This is a genomic window from Metabacillus sp. 84, assembly GCF_050107715.1.
Classification (GTDB): Bacteria; Bacillota; Bacilli; order Bacillales; family Bacillaceae; genus Metabacillus_B.
On the sequence record NZ_JBNILN010000010.1, the window covers coordinates 24,298 to 42,763 of the forward strand.

Consider the following 18,466-nt stretch of genomic DNA (forward strand, 5'->3'; position numbering starts at 1 on the left):
ATATACCATTATGGAATATATGAGTTTAAGTCTCTTTTAGGAAGGTGTCTCATTTGGGTGTTGATTTAGACTTAAATATTAATAAACACATAGAAAAACACGATATAGAGGAAATAATCCTAAGCCTTGGTTATAAGAAAACAGAGTTTGATAATACATATTTTTGGTTCGATTACGATTATAGATCAACTAGAGGCTGTTGGTTTTCTTTTGGCTATAATAGAGAATATTTTATAGAGGGGCAAGATAGACAGGTTAAAACTAGTATGGAAACATCTACTAAGGCAGGTCGAAGTTATTATGATCTTCAAATGCAAATAGACACAATAAAATTATTAGAAGAAAGATTCGGTGGTACTGTATATGGAGATGGAGAAGAAGGCTATTTCGAAAATGATTTACCTAAACTCTCTAGAACTGATATAGCTTGCGGATTTGCATATATAAACTTTAAAAGAAACCTAGCTATGGTAGAAGGACTAATTGAAGATGTTGACTTAGAAAGGATAAAAAATTATGAAGAAAACGGCCTCCCTCTTATTTTTGAAAAGAACTATTTGAGAAATAACACATTACTCCCGTTCTTTGTGTCTGTTATGGAGAATTTTCTTAAAACATTTACTTATAGATATATTGAAACTAATGAAGAAGCTCAAAACATTATATATAAAAAGAAAGATAGACAGTTACCATATAATGTTGTGAAAAAACTTATCAATGGTGAAAAAAATATAATTGATATAGAAATAGAGGAATATTCTTTTCAAAATTTCAAATCAGCAAATAGAGCTTTTATTAAGTATATTGGAATTGATTTGTTTAAAGATATCTTATCACATAAAATCCCAGTTGAAGGGCAAGAGAAAACATTGGTGACAGTTCTGACAGAAATGATTGATTATCGCCATAAATTAATACACGAGGCCCTACTAAACAATACTTTAGGTAAAAATAAAATGAAGTGTTATCACTCGAGTTTGGAATTACTTGGTAATGTTTTAGTCAGTTACCTTTTAGAAAAAAGAGATATAAGGATTGATTTAGAAGAAGAGCTATAAGAAAGATTCACAAGTCTAGTTAGTGGTAGCTGATAGATGAAAGTGGTGTATAAAATGGATAGAAAACAAGAAAGAGTCATCTTTTACAAAGATGTTTATGAGATTCCAAGTATTGATGATTTTATTGTTGAGTTTAAATTTAATAATACAACTGTTTATACGAAAGACAAACAACTAATTATTGAATGTATTAAAACAATTGACGGTATTGATAGTCCACAAGAAATAAGACGTTATACTAGACCAGATCTGCTAGTTGTTCAAGGTATCTTATGTTACTTTACGGGACATCTATTTACAATATATGAGTTCAAGAAGGGTGAGACTCATATAGAAGAAAGTGGAATTAATCCTTCTAAACATATAGAGTGTAACCTTCTTTCATTAGAAGGCTTGGATCAGTCCAACGATTTAAATTCACTACTTGAGAAGTTGAAAGATAAACGTTTTAAAACGTTAGTCATTACATTATTAGATAGATGGAGAAAAGCACTTTTTATGGTTGATGAAAGTGAAGTAGATACTTACCATGACGAAGCAATTCTAACGCATTTTCATATTCTTGAATTACTCGTAAGCTACTACTACAATGATTTCAAGGAAGAAGCTAATGAAGAAATCAAGCGTTTTTTGACATTATTCTCTTCAGAGCTACTTAATCAAAGTGGAAAAGCCAGAGAAAATACTATTAATTCTAAATTAAGAATTTTGCAGGAAGTACTAATTAGCGATGAGGCCTCAATCGCTACAAAGATTAATTACTTTTTAAAAACGCATCATATGTTAGATGAACATACATATTCCTTGGTTAATAAAATTGTTAAAATACGAAATTCTATAGCACACGGTCGAATGTCATATAAAGAAAAGTTAATCTGGTCACTTCCGCCTTTCTTCAACATTTCAGGTATTGATACTAAATTGATCATTTCTCAAGTCCAAATTTTGACCGCAAGAGCTATTGCTGTGCATTTAGGTTTAGATGCTTGGAAAGACGCTTGGGGGTTCATCCATGATTCTCTACCACCATCAGATGAGACACTTATGCAATTTTTAAAAAATCCTGATGAGCATAAACAATTAACTGGTTACGATCTTATAGAGGGGAATTATAAAAATATTACTGTAGAATCATTAGTAGATTACTATATTAATAATAGTAGTAAATGTAGCTTAACTGAATTAGAACAAGTGATATCTAAGACATTGATTGAAGTACAAATAAATGAGGAAAATTGTGTTGTATTATTTTTAGCATCAGTATTATTAAGTGATTCGAATAATGAAGAATTATCTAGTATATCAAAAAGTAATATAGAACTTGTTCATAAACATGACTGGTATGGATATTCCAACATAAAAGACATTGTACAGTATTTCGATTATTATGATATAGAGGTTAAATGGTTATATTCATGGATTAATGAAGGAGGTCATATAGGTGAAAGAAAGAGCTAAATACATATGATCAAGATTTGATATAGTATTTTAAGAACAAATTTTAAAGTTACTACGGAATATTATTTAGAATTGTAGTGAACTAAGAGGATATAAATATTAGGTGATGTATATGGCAAAAAAAAGAAAAAGTCTTAATGACTTTGCTAAGGCACTAATGTATTTTTGTTTAAAGTTAAAACGAGAAAATCATTTTCCTGTACCATTAATTAATTATAATGCAACAGATAACTTTTGGGAAAAAATCCAGTGGGATGAAAGATTCCAAGGAATATATTCATTTGAGTTAGTTGAACTTTTTATTTGTAATTATATGTTAGTGTTTCCTAAACAAACTGTAAACAAGACTGATGTTGAAAATTTCTTAGATGATTTAGAGAGCTACTTGAAAAATAATTTAGAAGAATATTGGCTAATAGCTCCCTTGACAGGTGCTTTACTCTCTAAGGAAATAATAGTGAGTGATAATTTAATATTCTTAGACGGTAATAAAGAAGAAGCACAAGAATATTTAAAAAAACTAATTGGAGAAAGGTTTTATAATTATATTACAGAGAAAAGATTTAACACAGATTATAAAGATGTTTTAATAGCTTATAAAATTAAATGTCAAGCTGAATACATTGGAACGTATTATAATTTCTTTGCATTTTATTTAAACGCATTGGTACATTTATATTATTATGCAAATGTTTATCCTTATTATGAATATAAAACCAATATTGTAAAATATAGGATGAATAGTACATTTAGTTTACCTTTGAGGAGTTCTGAAAATATGGAGCGTATAATATTATCCTCACAACGAAATCCTATGTTACGCGTAGCTAGACATCAAACAGACTGCGAACTAGATCTAAGTTTTTTCGAACATAAAGAAAATCTTACAAATTTTATTGAAATGATGAAATACTTACTCAAGGAAATACCCACTCATGACAAATTAATTAACAAATTTTTAAATTCCGTAAAAATTTTTAAATCAGCTCTCTCTGTTGAAGACAAAGATATATTTACAGGAATTAGTATTACAATAGTATTATTGTCAACTGCTAGTGAAGCATTGTTATTGAAGCATAGTGACATAAAGAGAGAGAGCCTGAAAGCTATATTTTCCTCTATTTACGAAGGTGATGATTTTTCAAGTAACCAAGTAAAAGAAATTGTAGAAAAAATATATACATTGCGTTCTGAATTTGTCCATGGGGGTACTTTTACCTATATGGATTTTAATAGTGACTTTTCAGACGGAAATAACACAAGATTACTTAATGATTTTAAAAGAGTATTTTGCAAAAGTGTATATCAGATCATAGAGGAAATTTTAAAGTTAAACCCCACAGAACGAACTATAGATTTCTATGAAGAATATATAAATTCACAAAAAGAAATAATAGATTCCTCGATTGGTTAAAAAGAGGATAAAGAAAAGAGCTAGAAGCATAATTAATCAGTATTGCTGTGTTTTTTAATAAAATTTTATAATGAAACGATTTGGCTGATAATTACCGATGCTTCTTTTCTTCTTATTGTGCAAGGATTATTTGTAATTTAATTAAAAGCGTGAAATACAATGCTAACATTTTGCTAACGACTTCCCAACGCACTACTATAAAAAACGGTAAATCCTCGTTAAAGATGTTACAGTCAACTACATCAAAAACGTTGATTTACCGCACTTGTTGCACTCAACGTTAACAATATTACACTCTAGCAACCTACGGGCGGCATGATGTAATCACATCATCTGCTTGGAAAAACGCGAAACCTTTTGAGGTTTCGCGTTTTTTCTTTTATAACAGTACAGCATGCAGGTCTAAATAGGTACAAAACCTGATTGATTGCTTTTGTAATTAGTTTTATGTACTATGGAAAAAAATTAGCTACACTTGGAGGAAAAAACAATGAGCAAGCAATCAATGCCGTCAACAAATAGTGAAGCTGGTGGCTTAGACCTGTGCAGCAACAGTTCATCTGCCCGAGTTCCAGATCAATGTCTCCAGCCACTTTCATTAAATAAAGGTATAGATCGCTTATGTTAGCAGCTGCACTGACTTTACTTCTCGGCATTATCGTCATTCTCGCTATCATAGCTGCAAATGGTTATTTTGTAGCCCAGGAATTTGCTTATATGTCTGTCGACCGGGCAAGGTTAAGCGCGCTGGCCGATCAAGGCGATCGTGCAGCTAAACGTGCATTGGCGGTCACAAAGCGTACATCATTTATGCTTTCTGGATCTCAGCTGGGTATCACGGTTACAGGTCTGCTTGTTGGGTATGTTGCCGAGCCTCTTGTTGGAGAGAGTTTAGGCGTGCTGCTTGATGGAGCTGGAGTGCCTGCTGCGGTCAGTATCTCGGTTGGCACTGTGCTCGCTTTGGCTGTGTCGACAGTTGTGCAGATGATCTTTGGGGAGTTGTATCCTAAAAACCTCGCGATTGCCAATCCCGAACCATTGGCCCGCAATCTTGCCCATTCAACGAATATTTACCTTATGGTTTTCGGGTGGTTAATTAAGATTTTCGATCAGGCAGCCAATAAATTCCTGAGGCTTTTAAGAATCGAGCCAGTTCACGACATCGATAGCAGTGCCAACGCTCGTGACCTTGAGCACATTGTCGCCGATTCCCGTGAAAGCGGTGATTTGCCAAAGGACCTGTCCATTGTACTGGATCGAATCCTGGACTTTCCGCAGCGCAACGCCGAGCACGCAATGACACCCCGTTCCCGCACAGAGTCTGTTGGTCCGGACATGACCATCGGGAAGATTAGATCCTTGATGGCTAAGGAACATACCCGTTATCCGGTTATTAATTCCGATGATGAACCAATTGGCGTTGTACATCTTGGCGATGTATTGGCTTCATCTTCGGCTGAAGATGAACCTGTCACTGCGATTATGAGACATCCGCTTGTAGTCCCTACTTTAATGTCACTCCCGGAGGCACTTAAAGCTATGAAGCAATCCAATAACGATCTTGCTTGTGTCATAGATGAGTATGGGGGTTTCACAGGAGTATTGACAGTGGAGGACTTGGCGGAAGAAGTGGTGGGTGAAATTTCAGATGAGCACGACAGTGACATGCCAGCCGTCGTCGAACCACAAGGGGAAGCTTCATGGCAGATGAGCGGAGATGTTCACATCGATGAGGCCGAACGCGAAATCGGTTATCATCTGCCGCGAGGCGATTATGAAACAATCGCTGGAATGCTCATTGCACAGTGCGGGCATCTTCCGGCTGTCGATGAAACAATCACGGTTGAGCTGCCACATGACCCGGGTGATCTCGTTCAAGAGGAACCCGTTCGCCGTTACTTAGCAGCACGGATCATCGAAGTTGACAGATGGGTGCCGACCTTGGTCAACCTCACAATAGATGATTCAGAAATGGATAGTGATCCTGAATTGAAGCAGGTAAGGAGGGGGAATAATGACTAACCCCTTAGTGATAATACCAGTGACAATAATCATCATTCTCATAAGTGCATTCTTCGTCATCATGGAATTTGCGTTCCTTGGTGCCCGGCGCCATCGACTAGAGGAGGCAGCGGTTAACAGCCGCGGCGCCCGTGCTGCTTTAAAATCAGTGAATGAACTTACTATCATGCTGGCAGGTGCGCAGTTAGGGATTACAGTATGTACGTTTGCCCTTGGAGCAGTGACTAAACCGGCGGTGGATGCCTGGTTTTCAGCGGGTTTCGCTGAAACAGGGCTGCCATCCTGGCTGACCGATGGAACTTCTTTTTTCCTATCCTTGCTGATTGTAACGTTTCTGCATCTGGTAATTGGTGAAATGGCGCCAAAATCCTGGGCGATCTCCCACCCTGAGGTCTCGGCCATTCTGGTTGGCTCGCCTGCACGGATGTTTATCTGGCTGTTCCGCCCGCTGCTATTATGGGTAAATAGGATAGCGAATCGTCTAGTGAAGGCATCGGGCGTGGAACCTGTCGATTCCGCTGCGGTTGGCGGGCAGGATATTGAAACCATTCGCCACCTCGTGGATCACTCAGCTAATGTAGGCGCATTGGACGCGTCCATCCGCAAGCCCATTTCAGGCGCGCTTGATTTGGAAACCTTACGTGTCGCTGACTTGCTTCCGAAAAAAACATCTGCAACAGCGGTGGAATCAAATGCCACAGCACAGGATGTTCAGAAAGCCACAGAACGTACAGGTCATAAACGCATCCTTATTATGGCAGAAGATGAAGGTCCTCCTAAAGTCCTTCATGTTCGCGATACGCTGCTTGAGCCAGCGGACCGGCCTGCAAAGGAACTGGCACGCCCTTCGTTCGTTCTGCAGCCGGATACCCTTTTATATGAAGCTCTTACAAACATGCGGCGGTCCAGTGAACAGCTGGCCGTGGTTATGGACGGTCCTAAGTTCATCGGTGTCATCACGATGAATGACGTCTTTCACATTGTGCTCCCGCGCACGAATGATTAAACAAAAATCTTGAACGTTAGTAAAAGCATGGGGACGGTCCTCGTGCTTCCAAAGCAGCAGAAGAACCCTGCTCATGCTTATAAGGCGGTCGTAATAAAAGAAAACACAGCAATGGTTCCCTAACCCTTTCATGATAGGGTTTGAGAACATCGTTTACTAAATCGAAAAGCCTTTCAAGAGTTTATGAACTCTTGAAAGGCTTCTCTTTTGTGGTTTTCTGCAGAATCTGGGAAAGGAGCCAAGCGATATCGGTTTTTCGTCTATTTCCTCTTCCTAAATTATAGATGTTCAAATTAATGAAGTCGCAATTGATGACAGTACAAAAGTTACGTGAGTAGCCATATGCGCAACCATTGCAGCCTCCAGCCCCTTTTTCCAATAAAGCCATCCATAGATGATCCCGCCCAGGCCATTTAAAAAGATCATTCGGGCAAATATAAGGGGCGTCATGTCTGCAGCTGCGGCCGTTGCTCCATAATGAGCTAATCCAAAAAGCAGAGCAGAAATGAAGATACCCATCCATACAATAATTGATGAGGGTTGATTTTTGCTCCGTTGAAAGATTTTCCAAAGGATAAAGACGAGTAAAGTCATGACCCCCCAGCGAAGCATAAGTTCTTCAGCAATCCCTCCGTACAACAATCGTGTAGCGAGGTCAAATACTCCTAAAGAAGCTTCCGCATTTGATAAGTGCAGGGCTTCTGGAAGAAAAGGCTGTAGTATGGTGTCTACCGTTATTATGAGGACGCCGCCCATCACCCCTAAAAGAGCGGAAATCTTAAAGATACCTCTTACTCGTTGGAACAACGGCTTGCCATATCGATCTTTTTCATAGATAAAAGAATGGAATCCCGTTTTTTCAGCTAAAAAATGACCAATGAGAAGGCCGGCGATAATAAGCAGCAGAGGGTTAAGGAGAGTCAGGAGTGCCATTGTTTCAACTGGAAGTTCTAAGGGAACTCCGAGCTCCTCCAGCTGCCGGGGAAGAAGTTTTATCTGCATGGGCAGCAAGGAAAGGACTGCCAGTACACCAACTAATAGAAAGAATATGAAAGAGCGCCATGGTTTTCGAGATTTCTGCATATGTTCACCTCATCTTGTAGAGTACAATCATAACTGGCAAGCTATTTTTACAACATAAGAAGTATAGGAATACCCGCTGCTGTTGCAATGATTCCGATTACGAACAGCCATGCTGCCGGCCTTGCAAAATTAACTGTCCAGCCGATCCCAAAGCGTTTTTCCAAAAATAACGCTTGATCATTTGGATTATAGTAAATTTGACCAAGTTTCCAATGGATATCATCATCTCGATTAATGGAATCTGCTGATGGTCCTCCTCCAGTCGTTTGAATGCGGCTTCCCCCTTGTCCTGTCGAAAATGAAAGGGCAATCGCGGCTGCCATGATCATCCCGCTGAATACTAAGCTCACTATGGTAACCAAATGTTGATTTGCCGGCTGGAAATAGCTCCATTGGATAAATGAAAACATCATCGTTAAAAGGGCTGACGTAAAGAGGAGAAAGAGTGACCATCTTCTTCGGAACAAGGTAACCTGTTTATAGGATTTTTCTGGATCCTCTGCATTCAACTGCTGCTTTGCTTTTGCAATAATCGTGTTGATAAAGATGAACAGCAGGATGAGATACGACTGAATGATTGGTAGGATAAAGACAGTGCGATAGCTTTTCTCAACCGACTGGGTCACTTCTCCCGCAAAATTTACTTTCATCGGCAGGACATTCGGCAGCCGGTCATAAAACAGCGCAGTAAGCAAAGCAGTTACCAGCGTGATCACGAATGGAATGGCATACCAGGCGTTTGAGTAAATAAGCTGCTGTTCACGAAAATCTGTGCGCACTAGAACCTTCTGTGTCCTGTCATGCGTCCAATTGGACTCTTTTTTTATTCGCTTCATTTCGTTATGAAATTTCAAATAGATGCCAAATGAAATAATGATTAGAAGCAAAGTGAAGGCGGCAAATGTTATACTTAGGGATTCTTCATTTGCAGTCAGCATGGATGCAGTCCAAATGAATCCCCCAACTGAAATAACAGTGACAAAAAGCATAGAACGGACATACTGTTTCCTGATCATTTGTATGGACTCCATATCATAAACCATTTCAGGAATCGACACCCCGAAACTTTCCGTCTTCCGTGTTAAATAGGGAATACACGTTAAGATAAGCGCAATAGGCAACAAAACAACTGATAAAACAACACTGAGTGTATTGAGAGTCATTTTTTATCCTCCTCACTTTGAAATTCATCCAGTACTTCTTGATACAAGGCTGCAATGGACTCGTGTGATAGGTCCTTACACAGGCTCTCCGCTATTATTGGGCGCAGCGTCTGTTTTAGCGTTTCCTTATATTCGCTGTCTGCTTTCGGTACTCCCTCAGGATGAATAACAACACCCTTTTGCCTGTGAATCTGAATATACCCTTCCTGTTTCAACTGCTGGTACGCCTTATTCACTGTGTGCAAGTTGACCCCAATGTCTGAGGCTAAGGAGCGGACAGACGGCAGCGGGTCATTAGGACGCAGCTCGTCTTTAGCAATGCCGATAATGATTTGCTTCACAATTTGCAAATAAATGGCATCCTTTGATTCAAAATTAAGTGAAAAGAGCAATTGAGACACCTTCTCTCTGTTCTATCTGGTATACATATAGTATAACAGATAGAACAGAGAGTCAACGCTTTTACTTGTGCACGGGCATTTTAAACCAGCCCGGTACAAAGGGATAAAACCCGCAAGTACTGCTAATATGCCGGGATGGTTTTGAATTTCTTTATCAGCCGCCCTATAACTCTCCTTAGCAAAAAAAATCCAAAATCCTTTCACGGCTGGAAGAGATACAGGAATCAAAAGGTTTTAATCGTACGATTGAGGCTGGAAATCGTATACTTCAGCTTCATTAATATATATTTGAGCAGTATTGGTACAGTTCAGCGGATTTTTACGACTTTTCCTTATTCTCCTTTTACTATAGATACAAGGAAGCCAACTTTAAGGTTTTCGTGTAAGATTATTTTTAAGGAATAAGAAGGGAAATGGTAAAATGAGTTCGATTTCAATGAAGGATCGCATCCACACACTGGATATGATCAGAGGATTTGCGTTGTTTGGAATCTTAATAGCAAACATGATTTTTTTTAAGACCCCTGCTTTTAATAGTATGACCAGTTTAGTAGAAGGGGAGAGTCTGCCGGAGGGCGGTTTGAACAGTGTCCTGACCATTCTTACTGCGGTGCTTGTTGACGGTAAATTTTATCCGATGTTTTCGATGTTATTTGGACTGGGCTTTTATATTTTTTACACCCGCTTAATGCAGCGAAATCTGCCAGCAACAAAATTGTTTATGCGGCGTCTTGTATTTTTACTGTTTCTTGGAATTCTTCACCTTGTGTTTATCTGGTCGGGAGATGTTCTTCATACCTATGCCATTACAGGGTTCTTGCTGCCGCTCTTTATTCACCGTTCGCCTAAGGTCATAAAAATCTGGGGAGTTGCCTTATTTATTGCTGGCAGTCTGCTTTTTACCCTTTTACTGATCGGCAGCGGCTGGGGTACGGAATATATGATTGCGGAAGGATTTGAAACCGTTGAATCCCTTAAGGCAGAAGAACTCACAGTAGCATCTGTAATGGCAGCAGGCAGTTTCGGAGAAATACTTGAGTATCGATTTTCTAACGAGGTTCTGTTTGTTTTCTTCCAGGTTTTTTTACTGGTCCCGACGATTTTGCCGCTTTTTTTAATCGGTCTTTATTTCGGTAAAACCGGGATGTTTGAGGATATTGAGGGAAATATCAAGAGATGGAAGAAGATTTTTTGGCTCGGGCTTGGCATTGGGGCACCGCTCGTCGGTCTTTCTGAAGCAGTGAAATATAATTTATTTGACTGGCCGCTGTACGTAACTACTCCTGTTGCAGAAGGCTTAAATATGCTCGGTGGACCGCTTCTTATGCTGTTCTATGTGGCATTGATTGTTCTAGCGACTCGTAAAGCTTCTATTGAAAAGATGCTCATGCCTTTTGCATCAGTCGGCCGTATGGCGCTGACCAATTATTTGATGCAATCCATTATTGCGGTGATCATTTTTAATGGCTATGGCTTCGGTCTTTTTGGCCAGTTATCAAAAACGCAGGGAGTCGGAATCGCCATTGTGATCTATACCGTGCAGGTTGTACTCAGCTACTACATTCTTAAAAAGTTCAATCAAGGTCCGCTTGAATTTGTCTGGAGAAAGTGGACATATGGAGGAACTGAGAAGCGCTCAAAAGCGGCTTGAGGGAAAAGCGGAAGAGGCTTCTTGTTAGTTGATAAAACTTTCGAGAGGCTTCTTTTTTAATTAAATTTCTAGGGATCGATAGCAAAGATCAGCAGTAGTACCCGACAAGCCAAAAGAAGGCGGCGCCGGCATGCCTGACATGGGCGGTATGATGTAATCACATATCTGCTTGGAAAAGAGGCTGGGACAAATCCTAGTTAATAAGAGAGGCCGTCGCAAATAAGTTTGCGACGGCCTCTCTTTCTATGTTATACGTTCATTTTTAATGAAGAATATAAGGACACCTTCTGATAAAGTTAAAGTTACCACACAATAACCATCGGAGGTGCCCTTATGTATAAACAGTATAACATGGACCAAATGGTTTTGCCCCTGGATTTAGAGATGAAACTTGATGAAAAAGATATCGCCTACACCGTTCATCATATGGTTGAACAGATCCCCAATGAAGCCTTTTCTAGTTTCGTGCGTGAGAGCGGATGCCCAGCCGGAGGAGTGTGGATTTCATCACAAAAAAGGGTTCCGAGCAGAAAAATCATCTGATCGGAACCCTTTATTCATTATTTCTGGTTAGTTTTGTCCCAGGCTCTTTTTTTCGTGTGCAATCTTTCTAGCGAATTATATTTCTGAGCTTCTGATAGCTTTCACTTTCAATAAAAGTCCAATCGTTACCGCTATCATCAGGGTTGGAAATACATTCGTGGTCAGGGTGACCATTGGGCTTTCAGTTGTCGGTAAAACGAACTCCATCAACAAAAAAGCTAAGACGCCAGCGAAAGACGGCATTACAGCAATGAAATTTTGCATTTTTTTACTTTTTGGAAGGTCGTTAAAAATCTTCATGCAAGAATATAACGTTGCGAAAACAACGAGAAACAAAACCAACGTTTCTATGGGTTGCATACGAATTCACCTCCTACTATTACGTTATCATTTTGGGAAATATTTTACAATAGAATACAAGTATGTTACGGTTACTTTGTAATAAATTACAATTTTGGGAGGAGAATGACATTTGAAGAGAAAATCTTTTAGGTCCGCGGTTCTAATTGTCGCGTCGTTCGTTCTTATGATGATGGGTCTCGCCCCCGCAGCTAGTGCAAACGGTTTTTCTGGTTCATCCACTAACGATTTTGATGTAGATGAATTCTAGGAAAAGTTCCAATAATTTCAAAACAATACAGAAGAACTAACTAAAGATGAGAAGAAGATGATGGTGAAAGCCGTAAAAGAAGCTGTAAAATCTGGCGAAATCGATGTTCGTGCAGATTCTGCATTGAATTATGGTAAAGTGACGGCTAAAAAAATTGATAACAGTTATCTTTTGAGAGTTCCCTACGCTTCTGGCGATATTCATGAAATGAGTGGTCTAAGCGTAAATCTAAACGAAGATGCTGAAATCTTTTCCACTTCGGAAACAATTATTAAAGAGACGGCCGAAACTTATGAAGTGTTAGCGTATGCAGGTGATGAGTCTGTATCTAAAACAATTGTTAAAGATGATTACAATAATAATGGTGAAATCTCAATCTTAGGTCTTGACGATGTAAATGATTGCCTGGACGATTACGGGGTTTCTCGTGCTTTACTAGCAGCTGTTGCGGCTGGATGCGGTTTTATTTGTATCGGTACTATCGGGACAGGCTGTCTTGCTTGTTATGGGTCGTACCTGGCGGTTGATGGTGGTATCATTGCCGGCTGCCTCTTACAGTTTTAATTTATTGCTAGAGTAATAGAATCGCGCAGCAGTAGAAAGTCGTATCCGGCGGTGGTACAGCCCTCGTGAACGTATACAATAATGTTGCTTCTCTAGAAGTAGAAGCAGAAGGCGATGCTGAAACAGGGATCAACATCGTGCTTCGCGATTCGTGTGATTCATGCCTTATGTCCGATAATCCGCTCCAGCATATTATCGAAAAAAACTTATTATGTGTAATATTGCATCAGTCGGCCGTATGGCGCTGACCAATTATTTGATGCAATCCATTATTGCGGTGATCATTTTTAACGGCTATGGCTTCGGTCTTTTTGGCAAGGTATCAAAAACGCAGGGAGTCGGAATCGCCATTGTGATCTACATCGTGCAGGTTGTACTCAGCTACTCCATTCTTAAAAAGTTCAATCAAGGTCCGCTTGAATTTGTTTGGAGAAAGTGGACATATGGAGGAAGCAAAAAGCACTCAAAAGCGGCTTGAAAGGGAAAACCCGGCAGGTGATTTGTCGGGTTTTCTTGGTTAGATAAAAGTACATTGATTTCTGATCTACTTACCGCTGCACAACTCTGTATTTTATCTTGCAATAAACAGGTAAACAGAGCACAAGCTTACTTTCATCCAAATTCTGCAGGTTCCCTAAAACCGTTGTGCTAATATTGCATTAAGAGATTAAGTCATAGAATGAAAAAGAGTTGTTTATATGAAAGCGATCATCACTGGGATGAATGGAGCGGTTGCACCGTTTATTGATTGGGAACTGGAGAAGAGGGGAATTGAAGCAGGCATCTGGGACCGGACAAAGGTGCCTACGGACAATGAGAAGGACGTTTTCCATTTTATTCAGGAGCATAAACCGGACTATTTTTTACAAATTGCGACTGGGCCGGTCGAATGGCTTGAATACATCGCCAAGGCAACAAAGGAACTGGGAGTGAAACTCGTCTTCACAAGTACGGTTTCAGTTTTTCCCGAGCAGGGGACAGGGCCTTATACCATTAAGAGTGTGCCCAATTCCGTAGAGGATTACGGTCTCTATAAAATAGAATGTGAAAAGACGGTCAGAGTGTTTCATCCGGGCGCAGTCATTTTGCGGATTGGCTGGCAGATTGGAACCAGCGCCGGCTCGAACAACATGATCGATTTCCTTGAGAGGACCTTTCGGGAAAAAGGATTAATCGAGGCCAGTACAGAATGGTACCCTTCAACCAGCTTCCTGACAGAAACCGCCAAGGTGATTGTCGATGGGGCTGCGATTCTTAAACCTGACCCCTATCTCGTGAACTCTAATAAAAAATATTCATTCTATGTAATCGCCCAGCATTTAAAAGAAAAACACAAAGCGGAGTGGATTGTGCAAAAATCCACGGACTTAAAAAGAGACGACAGAATGTTTGATGACCGGATCAATATATCGGAACTTTTTTGAGTTGAATAGAGGGGCAGATCTACGGCACGAAAAAAGCCAGGGATTTGGCCCCTTAATTAGATGTAAGTCGAAAGGAATGATGGTATGTCTATTCCTGATGAAAACAAGAACTATTCGTATGCCGATTACCTAACAGGGGATGAAGGAGAAAGGTTCGAGTTAATTGATGGGGAAAAATTTCCTATGTCTCCTGCTCCTTCACGCAGGCATCAGCAGGTTCTTCGGGAGTTATCTACCGCTTTTACTATTTTCTTGCGGGGAGAAGAATGTGAAGTGTTTTTCGCGCCTTTTGATGTGCGTTTATTAGGGGAAAACAAACAGGACAATGAGATAATGAATGTTGTTCAGCCTGATCTATCTATTGTTTGCGATCGGGATAATCTTGATGACAAGGGGTGCAATGGAGCGCCTGATATGATCATTGAAATTCTCTCGCCAGCTTCTATCAAGATGGATCGATGGAAGAAATTTCAGCTTTATGAGAAAGCGGGAGTAGAAGAGTACTGGCTCGTTGAACCGGTTTACGAATCTGTTGAAATATACCTTTTAATCAACGGGGATTACAAATTTCAAGGAGTCTATACTAAGGGTGATTCATTATCAGTTAATTGTTTTACTGGACTGGAAATAGATCTAGATCGGATATTTGAGTAGGAACTTAATGGAGATTTTAAACTGTTCTGAGGTAGTAACTTTTGCACTCAGTTCCATTTTGCTGAGAGTAAAATTTAAAAATAAAACTGATTATGTATGGCCAGTGAACTAAAATTTAATTTATTTGTTTCTATTTAGAGGGATTTCGGTAAATAGTTACCCCCTCTAATACTAAACGAATTTGAAGCATATGTTATTACCAAATGGTCTTTTCAATAACTCTAGAAACAAGATTGCTTAGAACAGTTACAATAATTGAAAGTAAAACTGTTTCAAGTATCATATTACTCACCTCCAATCTTATTTGGAGTTGAAATTCACAGTCTGTTTAGTTTATGTGGAAGCGTAACTTATGTGAATAACAACATGACCGTGATTAAAGTTGCTGCCGCTATTGAAACTGAACTGAAAGAGCGCAAACTCCGCAATGAAGACACCTTGAACTCTAAGCGCGGAGCAGTAGAAGAAGGAATCGTATCCGGGTACTGCCCTTATGAATATACAACAAAGTAGCTGCTTTGAAAGCAGAAGGCGAAGCAGCAACAGGAATCAATATCGTGCTTCGCGCACTCGAAGAGCCAGTACGCCAAATCCCTCACAACGCAGGCATTGAAGGATCTGTTATCGTTGAGCGCCTGAAAAACGAAGAAATCGGAGTTGGATTCACCGCTGCTACATGCCAATGGGTAAACATGGCCGAAGCAGGAATCGTTGTTCCGCACTTCAAAACGCTGCATCTGTCGCAGCAATGTTCCTGACTACTGAAGCAGTAGTAGCCAACAAGCCAGAAGAAGGCGGCGGCGCAGGCATGCCTGACATGGGCGGAATGAAGTAATAAACATTATCTGCCCTGGAAAAACGCGAAATCTTTTAGGGCTTCGCGTATTTTATTATGGATAATTATTATGGATTTAATTTGATTCTGTTTCTAGCTTGATTATTTTATCTTTTTCTTTAACGACTATTGCCTTTTTACTATCAACGGACGGTTCTCTTTCTGCTGAAGAAGTAGAACCGCCCCGTACTTCTTGGATCAAGTTTACCTACTTTTTATTAGAGATACTTGGAATATTAACTTGTAAATAATTTTATATTTATTGTATCAATCTACTAGGGGGATATTATGTTTTCTGCTGATGCATTGATTCAAACAAGTGGTAATATAGTGGGTGGAACTGCCGGGGCTTTCTTAGGTGGATACTTCGCAATAAAAGTAATGAGAACACAAATAGAGTTTCAAAGAAAACAAAACCAACAGGAAAAGGAAGAACAATATGAAAAAACCTATTGGCTTATGAAATTAGTTTTTGAAGGCTTAGGAAGTAGTATAGATGATTTTCAAAAGACAATGAATAAACCAGATATAGATGATAAAAAGGATTATCCCTATCTCATAGGCTTGCTAAAAGGGACTTTATCTGTCTCAAAGGAAAAGAAAGAATTGATCAATGATAATTACATTCCTAAAGATATTTATAGAGAATATCTAGCGGGAATTACATTATTTAATAGTTGCGAATTCATAATTGAAAGATGGTATCAAACGTTACATTTGGATAACTTTAAAATATCAACCGATAATTACCAATTTAAGGATTTGATTGTTTACGGTAATGGGATGAGGCATATTTTTAATGAAATAGAGTCTATAAAACCAATAAAAAAGAAAGTAACGACTACAGGGGGCGGAGCAAAGTAAAGTAGATAGCCGCCTATTTCGAGGGATTTTAAAAATGGAGAATTAACTTGAACGATTTATTTTGGAGAAACCACAGTTTGTTACCCTGCTTATAATCTAAAGGGTTTATTAGCTAGATAGTTCTTTCGTTTTATCCAAAGATGTTTAAATAATTCTGAGAGGCAAGAAAATTCTTGAAATCAATAACAAAAAACGACAGCCATATGCGGTGACTATCGTTTTCTTTTGTGTGAAACATTAAATGTATACAAAAGACTGTGGAGCAGCATTTATACCAAATTCTTTTAAATCTTTAGGTTCAGAATAGACAGTAACATTCTTTAATTCATAGGCTACAGCCTCATTTCTATTTTTATAATAGTTCTTGAAAAACATTTCATCTATTCCTGAATGGACGGAAGTTAAATCCCATAGGTTTTCTGGTGTATCAATAAGTATTTTTTCTACGTCTGCTTCGCCTATTACTTGAGATATAGGAGAAGTTGAATATATTATTATTTTTTCTGGAGGTAATTTTGCTTTAACCTTTCTAAATTCGAATCGTTTTTCACCACTTAATATTTTTTCCACAAATTGCGGTTGAATAGATAGCATTATATTGCTCATAAATTTATAACCCCATTATTATAATTATATAAATATTTTTTCCTTATCGAACCTTGCTTCCTTTAATATTAAATCAAATTCTTTTTCAGTGATTTGCTTAGTTGGGTAGTCATTATCATTGAGAATTTCATTTTCTAATAGAAAGTGTCTGATGGGTCTCTTTTTAAATGAATATAAATCATAAAACTTTAAAATGTTAACGCCATATCGACTTTTTAACAGTTTCTGTTTAATTTCTTCTTCGGTTAAAACTGTTCGTTTAGATACAATTTTTTCTACTTCATTAAAACTGGCAATGTTCCTATGGGTATTAGAAACTATCCCAAAACCAGTTATTGTAGTTGCATACCTAGCAGATCTATTATCTCCTGCTGGTTTAGTTCTATAGTATATAATAATATCACCGGGTTGTGGACTAATCCGGTAATTTCCAATATATATTTTTTGTACTGCATTGGCGGCAGTAATATCACTAGTGAATTCATCAGGGTTTTCTTCTCTAATAATTGAATCTGGAATTAATTTTGTGTGATATAAAGCATCTATACTAAGTAAATAGTATTTTCTATCTTTATTCCTATCTACGTAAGGATAATTGTTTAAACTAGGTTCATCACATAGTATAGTGTTCATTTTTCTTACAAATACTTTTTCATTAGTATCCTTATTAAAAGTACACAAAGTAAACCCGAAATCCTCCATGAAACTAATTAGTTTCTTTTGTTCTTCACGTTTTGGAAAAATTGTAACATATATTTCTTCTACTTTATTTATAAGAGCATGTTCTAAGATTATTCGAAAAAATCTTTCACCTAAATAAAACCCATTTTTTGTTATTTTAAAAGTACCTACCTTCAATCTTTTTGCAGGTTTCAGTTTGGTATCAAAAATAGAATAATCCTCATCCTTGTCTTCTATTTTCATATATAAAAAGGCTTGAATAGCTTTGTCGTATTTTACCACAAAAGCTTTTTCTTCATTCTTTTTTGTAAACCAGCTACTAAAACCGGGATAGTCTTCTTTTAATGAATCGAAGAAAGTATCATTTAAATCTAGATTGGTAAATTTCATTTGCTTTACGCTAAGTACATCATAAGATTTCAATTCCAT

At 38.3% G+C, this 18,466-nt stretch carries 18 protein-coding genes and 2 pseudogenes; 14 read left to right on the top strand and 6 right to left on the bottom strand.

Annotation, left to right across the window (positions count from 1 at the left end):
• The first annotated feature begins 53 nt into the window (after positions 1-53).
• The 5 genes from ACQCV8_RS15445 to ACQCV8_RS15465 all read left to right on the top strand — a co-directional run bounded on the left by ACQCV8_RS15445 (position 54) and on the right by ACQCV8_RS15465 (position 6,958).
• On the top strand, positions 54-1,058 hold the full coding sequence (locus ACQCV8_RS15445; RefSeq protein WP_426845861.1) for a hypothetical protein: 1,005 nt from the start codon (positions 54-56) through the stop codon (positions 1,056-1,058).
• A gap of 54 nt (positions 1,059-1,112) precedes the next feature.
• The gene (locus tag ACQCV8_RS15450; RefSeq protein WP_426845863.1) at positions 1,113-2,516 is read left to right on the top strand and encodes a hypothetical protein; all 1,404 of its coding nucleotides are present in this window, start codon (positions 1,113-1,115) and stop codon (positions 2,514-2,516) included.
• A gap of 112 nt (positions 2,517-2,628) precedes the next feature.
• The gene (locus ACQCV8_RS15455; RefSeq protein ID WP_426845865.1) at positions 2,629-3,930 is read left to right on the top strand and encodes a hypothetical protein; all 1,302 of its coding nucleotides are present in this window, start codon (positions 2,629-2,631) and stop codon (positions 3,928-3,930) included.
• Between the two features lie 621 nt (positions 3,931-4,551).
• The gene (locus tag ACQCV8_RS15460) at positions 4,552-5,952 is read left to right on the top strand and encodes a hemolysin family protein (RefSeq protein WP_426845867.1); all 1,401 of its coding nucleotides are present in this window, start codon (positions 4,552-4,554) and stop codon (positions 5,950-5,952) included.
• Entirely contained in the window at positions 5,945-6,958 is a 1,014-nt protein-coding gene (locus ACQCV8_RS15465; RefSeq protein WP_426845869.1) for a CNNM domain-containing protein, read from the top strand. Before ACQCV8_RS15460 ends, ACQCV8_RS15465 begins: the two co-directional genes overlap by 8 nt.
• Before the next feature lie 288 nt (positions 6,959-7,246).
• Here the strand turns inward: ACQCV8_RS15465 and ACQCV8_RS15470 are convergent, their stop codons facing one another.
• From ACQCV8_RS15470 to ACQCV8_RS15480, 3 genes are all read right to left on the bottom strand, one after another.
• Complete coding sequence (locus ACQCV8_RS15470) at positions 7,247-7,891, bottom strand: CPBP family intramembrane glutamic endopeptidase (protein WP_426845871.1); 645 nt, start codon at positions 7,889-7,891, stop codon at positions 7,247-7,249.
• A gap of 197 nt (positions 7,892-8,088) precedes the next feature.
• Complete coding sequence (locus ACQCV8_RS15475; protein ID WP_426845873.1) at positions 8,089-9,204, bottom strand: DUF1648 domain-containing protein; 1,116 nt, start codon at positions 9,202-9,204, stop codon at positions 8,089-8,091.
• On the bottom strand, positions 9,201-9,596 hold the full coding sequence (locus ACQCV8_RS15480; RefSeq protein ID WP_426845875.1) for a GntR family transcriptional regulator: 396 nt from the start codon (positions 9,594-9,596) through the stop codon (positions 9,201-9,203). Before ACQCV8_RS15480 ends, ACQCV8_RS15475 begins: the two co-directional genes overlap by 4 nt.
• 445 nt (positions 9,597-10,041) lie before the next feature.
• Here ACQCV8_RS15480 and ACQCV8_RS15485 point away from each other — a divergent pair, with 445 nt between their 5' ends.
• Positions 10,042-11,256: a DUF418 domain-containing protein gene (locus ACQCV8_RS15485; protein ID WP_426845877.1), complete on the top strand. Its 1,215-nt coding sequence runs from the start codon at positions 10,042-10,044 to the stop codon at positions 11,254-11,256.
• 333 nt (positions 11,257-11,589) lie between these two features.
• The gene (locus ACQCV8_RS15490; protein WP_426846030.1) at positions 11,590-11,799 is read left to right on the top strand and encodes a hypothetical protein; all 210 of its coding nucleotides are present in this window, start codon (positions 11,590-11,592) and stop codon (positions 11,797-11,799) included.
• A 75-nt stretch (positions 11,800-11,874) separates the two neighbouring features.
• On the opposite strand, the gene ACQCV8_RS15495 is transcribed toward ACQCV8_RS15490, so the two are convergent.
• Positions 11,875-12,159 (bottom strand): hypothetical protein, encoded by a 285-nt coding sequence (locus ACQCV8_RS15495; protein ID WP_426845879.1) that lies wholly within the window; start codon positions 12,157-12,159, stop codon positions 11,875-11,877.
• Between the two features lie 307 nt (positions 12,160-12,466).
• Here ACQCV8_RS15495 and ACQCV8_RS15500 point away from each other — a divergent pair, with 307 nt between their 5' ends.
• The 7 genes and pseudogenes from ACQCV8_RS15500 to ACQCV8_RS15530 all read left to right on the top strand — a co-directional run bounded on the left by ACQCV8_RS15500 (position 12,467) and on the right by ACQCV8_RS15530 (position 16,750).
• Positions 12,467-12,973, top strand: a complete 507-nt coding sequence (locus ACQCV8_RS15500) for a hypothetical protein (protein WP_426845881.1) — start codon at positions 12,467-12,469, stop codon at positions 12,971-12,973.
• A gap of 38 nt (positions 12,974-13,011) precedes the next feature.
• Positions 13,012-13,119, top strand: a pseudogene (locus tag ACQCV8_RS15505) (hypothetical protein); the annotation flags it as partial.
• Positions 13,120-13,184: 65 nt separating this feature from the next.
• Positions 13,185-13,451 (top strand): DUF418 domain-containing protein, encoded by a 267-nt coding sequence (locus ACQCV8_RS15510; RefSeq protein WP_426845883.1) that lies wholly within the window; start codon positions 13,185-13,187, stop codon positions 13,449-13,451.
• A 220-nt stretch (positions 13,452-13,671) separates the two neighbouring features.
• Positions 13,672-14,397, top strand: coding sequence for a sugar nucleotide-binding protein (locus ACQCV8_RS15515; RefSeq protein ID WP_426845885.1), 726 nt, complete (start codon positions 13,672-13,674; stop codon positions 14,395-14,397).
• Between the two features lie 84 nt (positions 14,398-14,481).
• Positions 14,482-15,051, top strand: a complete 570-nt coding sequence (locus tag ACQCV8_RS15520) for a Uma2 family endonuclease (protein WP_426845887.1) — start codon at positions 14,482-14,484, stop codon at positions 15,049-15,051.
• Positions 15,052-15,417: 366 nt separating this feature from the next.
• Positions 15,418-15,886: pseudogene (locus ACQCV8_RS15525) on the top strand (TCP-1/cpn60 chaperonin family protein); the annotation flags it as partial.
• A gap of 288 nt (positions 15,887-16,174) precedes the next feature.
• Entirely contained in the window at positions 16,175-16,750 is a 576-nt protein-coding gene (locus ACQCV8_RS15530) for a hypothetical protein (protein ID WP_426845889.1), read from the top strand.
• A gap of 237 nt (positions 16,751-16,987) precedes the next feature.
• Here ACQCV8_RS15530 and ACQCV8_RS15535 read toward each other — a convergent pair whose 3' ends face one another.
• Both ACQCV8_RS15535 and ACQCV8_RS15540 read right to left on the bottom strand, forming a co-directional pair.
• Positions 16,988-17,356, bottom strand: a complete 369-nt coding sequence (locus tag ACQCV8_RS15535) for an ASCH domain-containing protein (RefSeq protein ID WP_426845891.1) — start codon at positions 17,354-17,356, stop codon at positions 16,988-16,990.
• A 24-nt stretch (positions 17,357-17,380) separates the two neighbouring features.
• On the bottom strand, positions 17,381-18,466 hold the full coding sequence (locus ACQCV8_RS15540) for a hypothetical protein (protein WP_426845893.1): 1,086 nt from the start codon (positions 18,464-18,466) through the stop codon (positions 17,381-17,383).

Excerpts from the sequence above, each read along its gene's own strand:
- ACQCV8_RS15450 (WP_426845863.1), top strand. The coding sequence starts at position 1,113 with ATGGATAGAAAACAAGAAAGAGTCATCTTTTACAAAGATGTTTATGAG.
- ACQCV8_RS15455 (WP_426845865.1), top strand. The coding sequence starts at position 2,629 with ATGGCAAAAAAAAGAAAAAGTCTTAATGACTTTGCTAAGGCACTAATG.
- ACQCV8_RS15460 (WP_426845867.1), top strand. The coding sequence starts at position 4,552 with ATGTTAGCAGCTGCACTGACTTTACTTCTCGGCATTATCGTCATTCTC.
- ACQCV8_RS15465 (WP_426845869.1), top strand. The coding sequence starts at position 5,945 with ATGACTAACCCCTTAGTGATAATACCAGTGACAATAATCATCATTCTC.
- ACQCV8_RS15470 (WP_426845871.1), bottom strand. The coding sequence starts at position 7,891 with ATGGCACTCCTGACTCTCCTTAACCCTCTGCTGCTTATTATCGCCGGC.
- ACQCV8_RS15475 (WP_426845873.1), bottom strand. The coding sequence starts at position 9,204 with ATGACTCTCAATACACTCAGTGTTGTTTTATCAGTTGTTTTGTTGCCT.
- ACQCV8_RS15485 (WP_426845877.1), top strand. The coding sequence starts at position 10,042 with ATGAAGGATCGCATCCACACACTGGATATGATCAGAGGATTTGCGTTG.
- ACQCV8_RS15490 (WP_426846030.1), top strand. The coding sequence starts at position 11,590 with ATGTATAAACAGTATAACATGGACCAAATGGTTTTGCCCCTGGATTTA.
- ACQCV8_RS15495 (WP_426845879.1), bottom strand. The coding sequence starts at position 12,159 with ATGCAACCCATAGAAACGTTGGTTTTGTTTCTCGTTGTTTTCGCAACG.
- ACQCV8_RS15500 (WP_426845881.1), top strand. The coding sequence starts at position 12,467 with ATGATGGTGAAAGCCGTAAAAGAAGCTGTAAAATCTGGCGAAATCGAT.
- ACQCV8_RS15510 (WP_426845883.1), top strand. The coding sequence starts at position 13,185 with ATGTGTAATATTGCATCAGTCGGCCGTATGGCGCTGACCAATTATTTG.
- ACQCV8_RS15515 (WP_426845885.1), top strand. The coding sequence starts at position 13,672 with ATGAAAGCGATCATCACTGGGATGAATGGAGCGGTTGCACCGTTTATT.
- ACQCV8_RS15520 (WP_426845887.1), top strand. The coding sequence starts at position 14,482 with ATGTCTATTCCTGATGAAAACAAGAACTATTCGTATGCCGATTACCTA.
- ACQCV8_RS15530 (WP_426845889.1), top strand. The coding sequence starts at position 16,175 with ATGTTTTCTGCTGATGCATTGATTCAAACAAGTGGTAATATAGTGGGT.
- ACQCV8_RS15535 (WP_426845891.1), bottom strand. The coding sequence starts at position 17,356 with ATGAGCAATATAATGCTATCTATTCAACCGCAATTTGTGGAAAAAATA.
- ACQCV8_RS15540 (WP_426845893.1), bottom strand. The coding sequence starts at position 18,466 with ATGGAATTGAAATCTTATGATGTACTTAGCGTAAAGCAAATGAAATTT.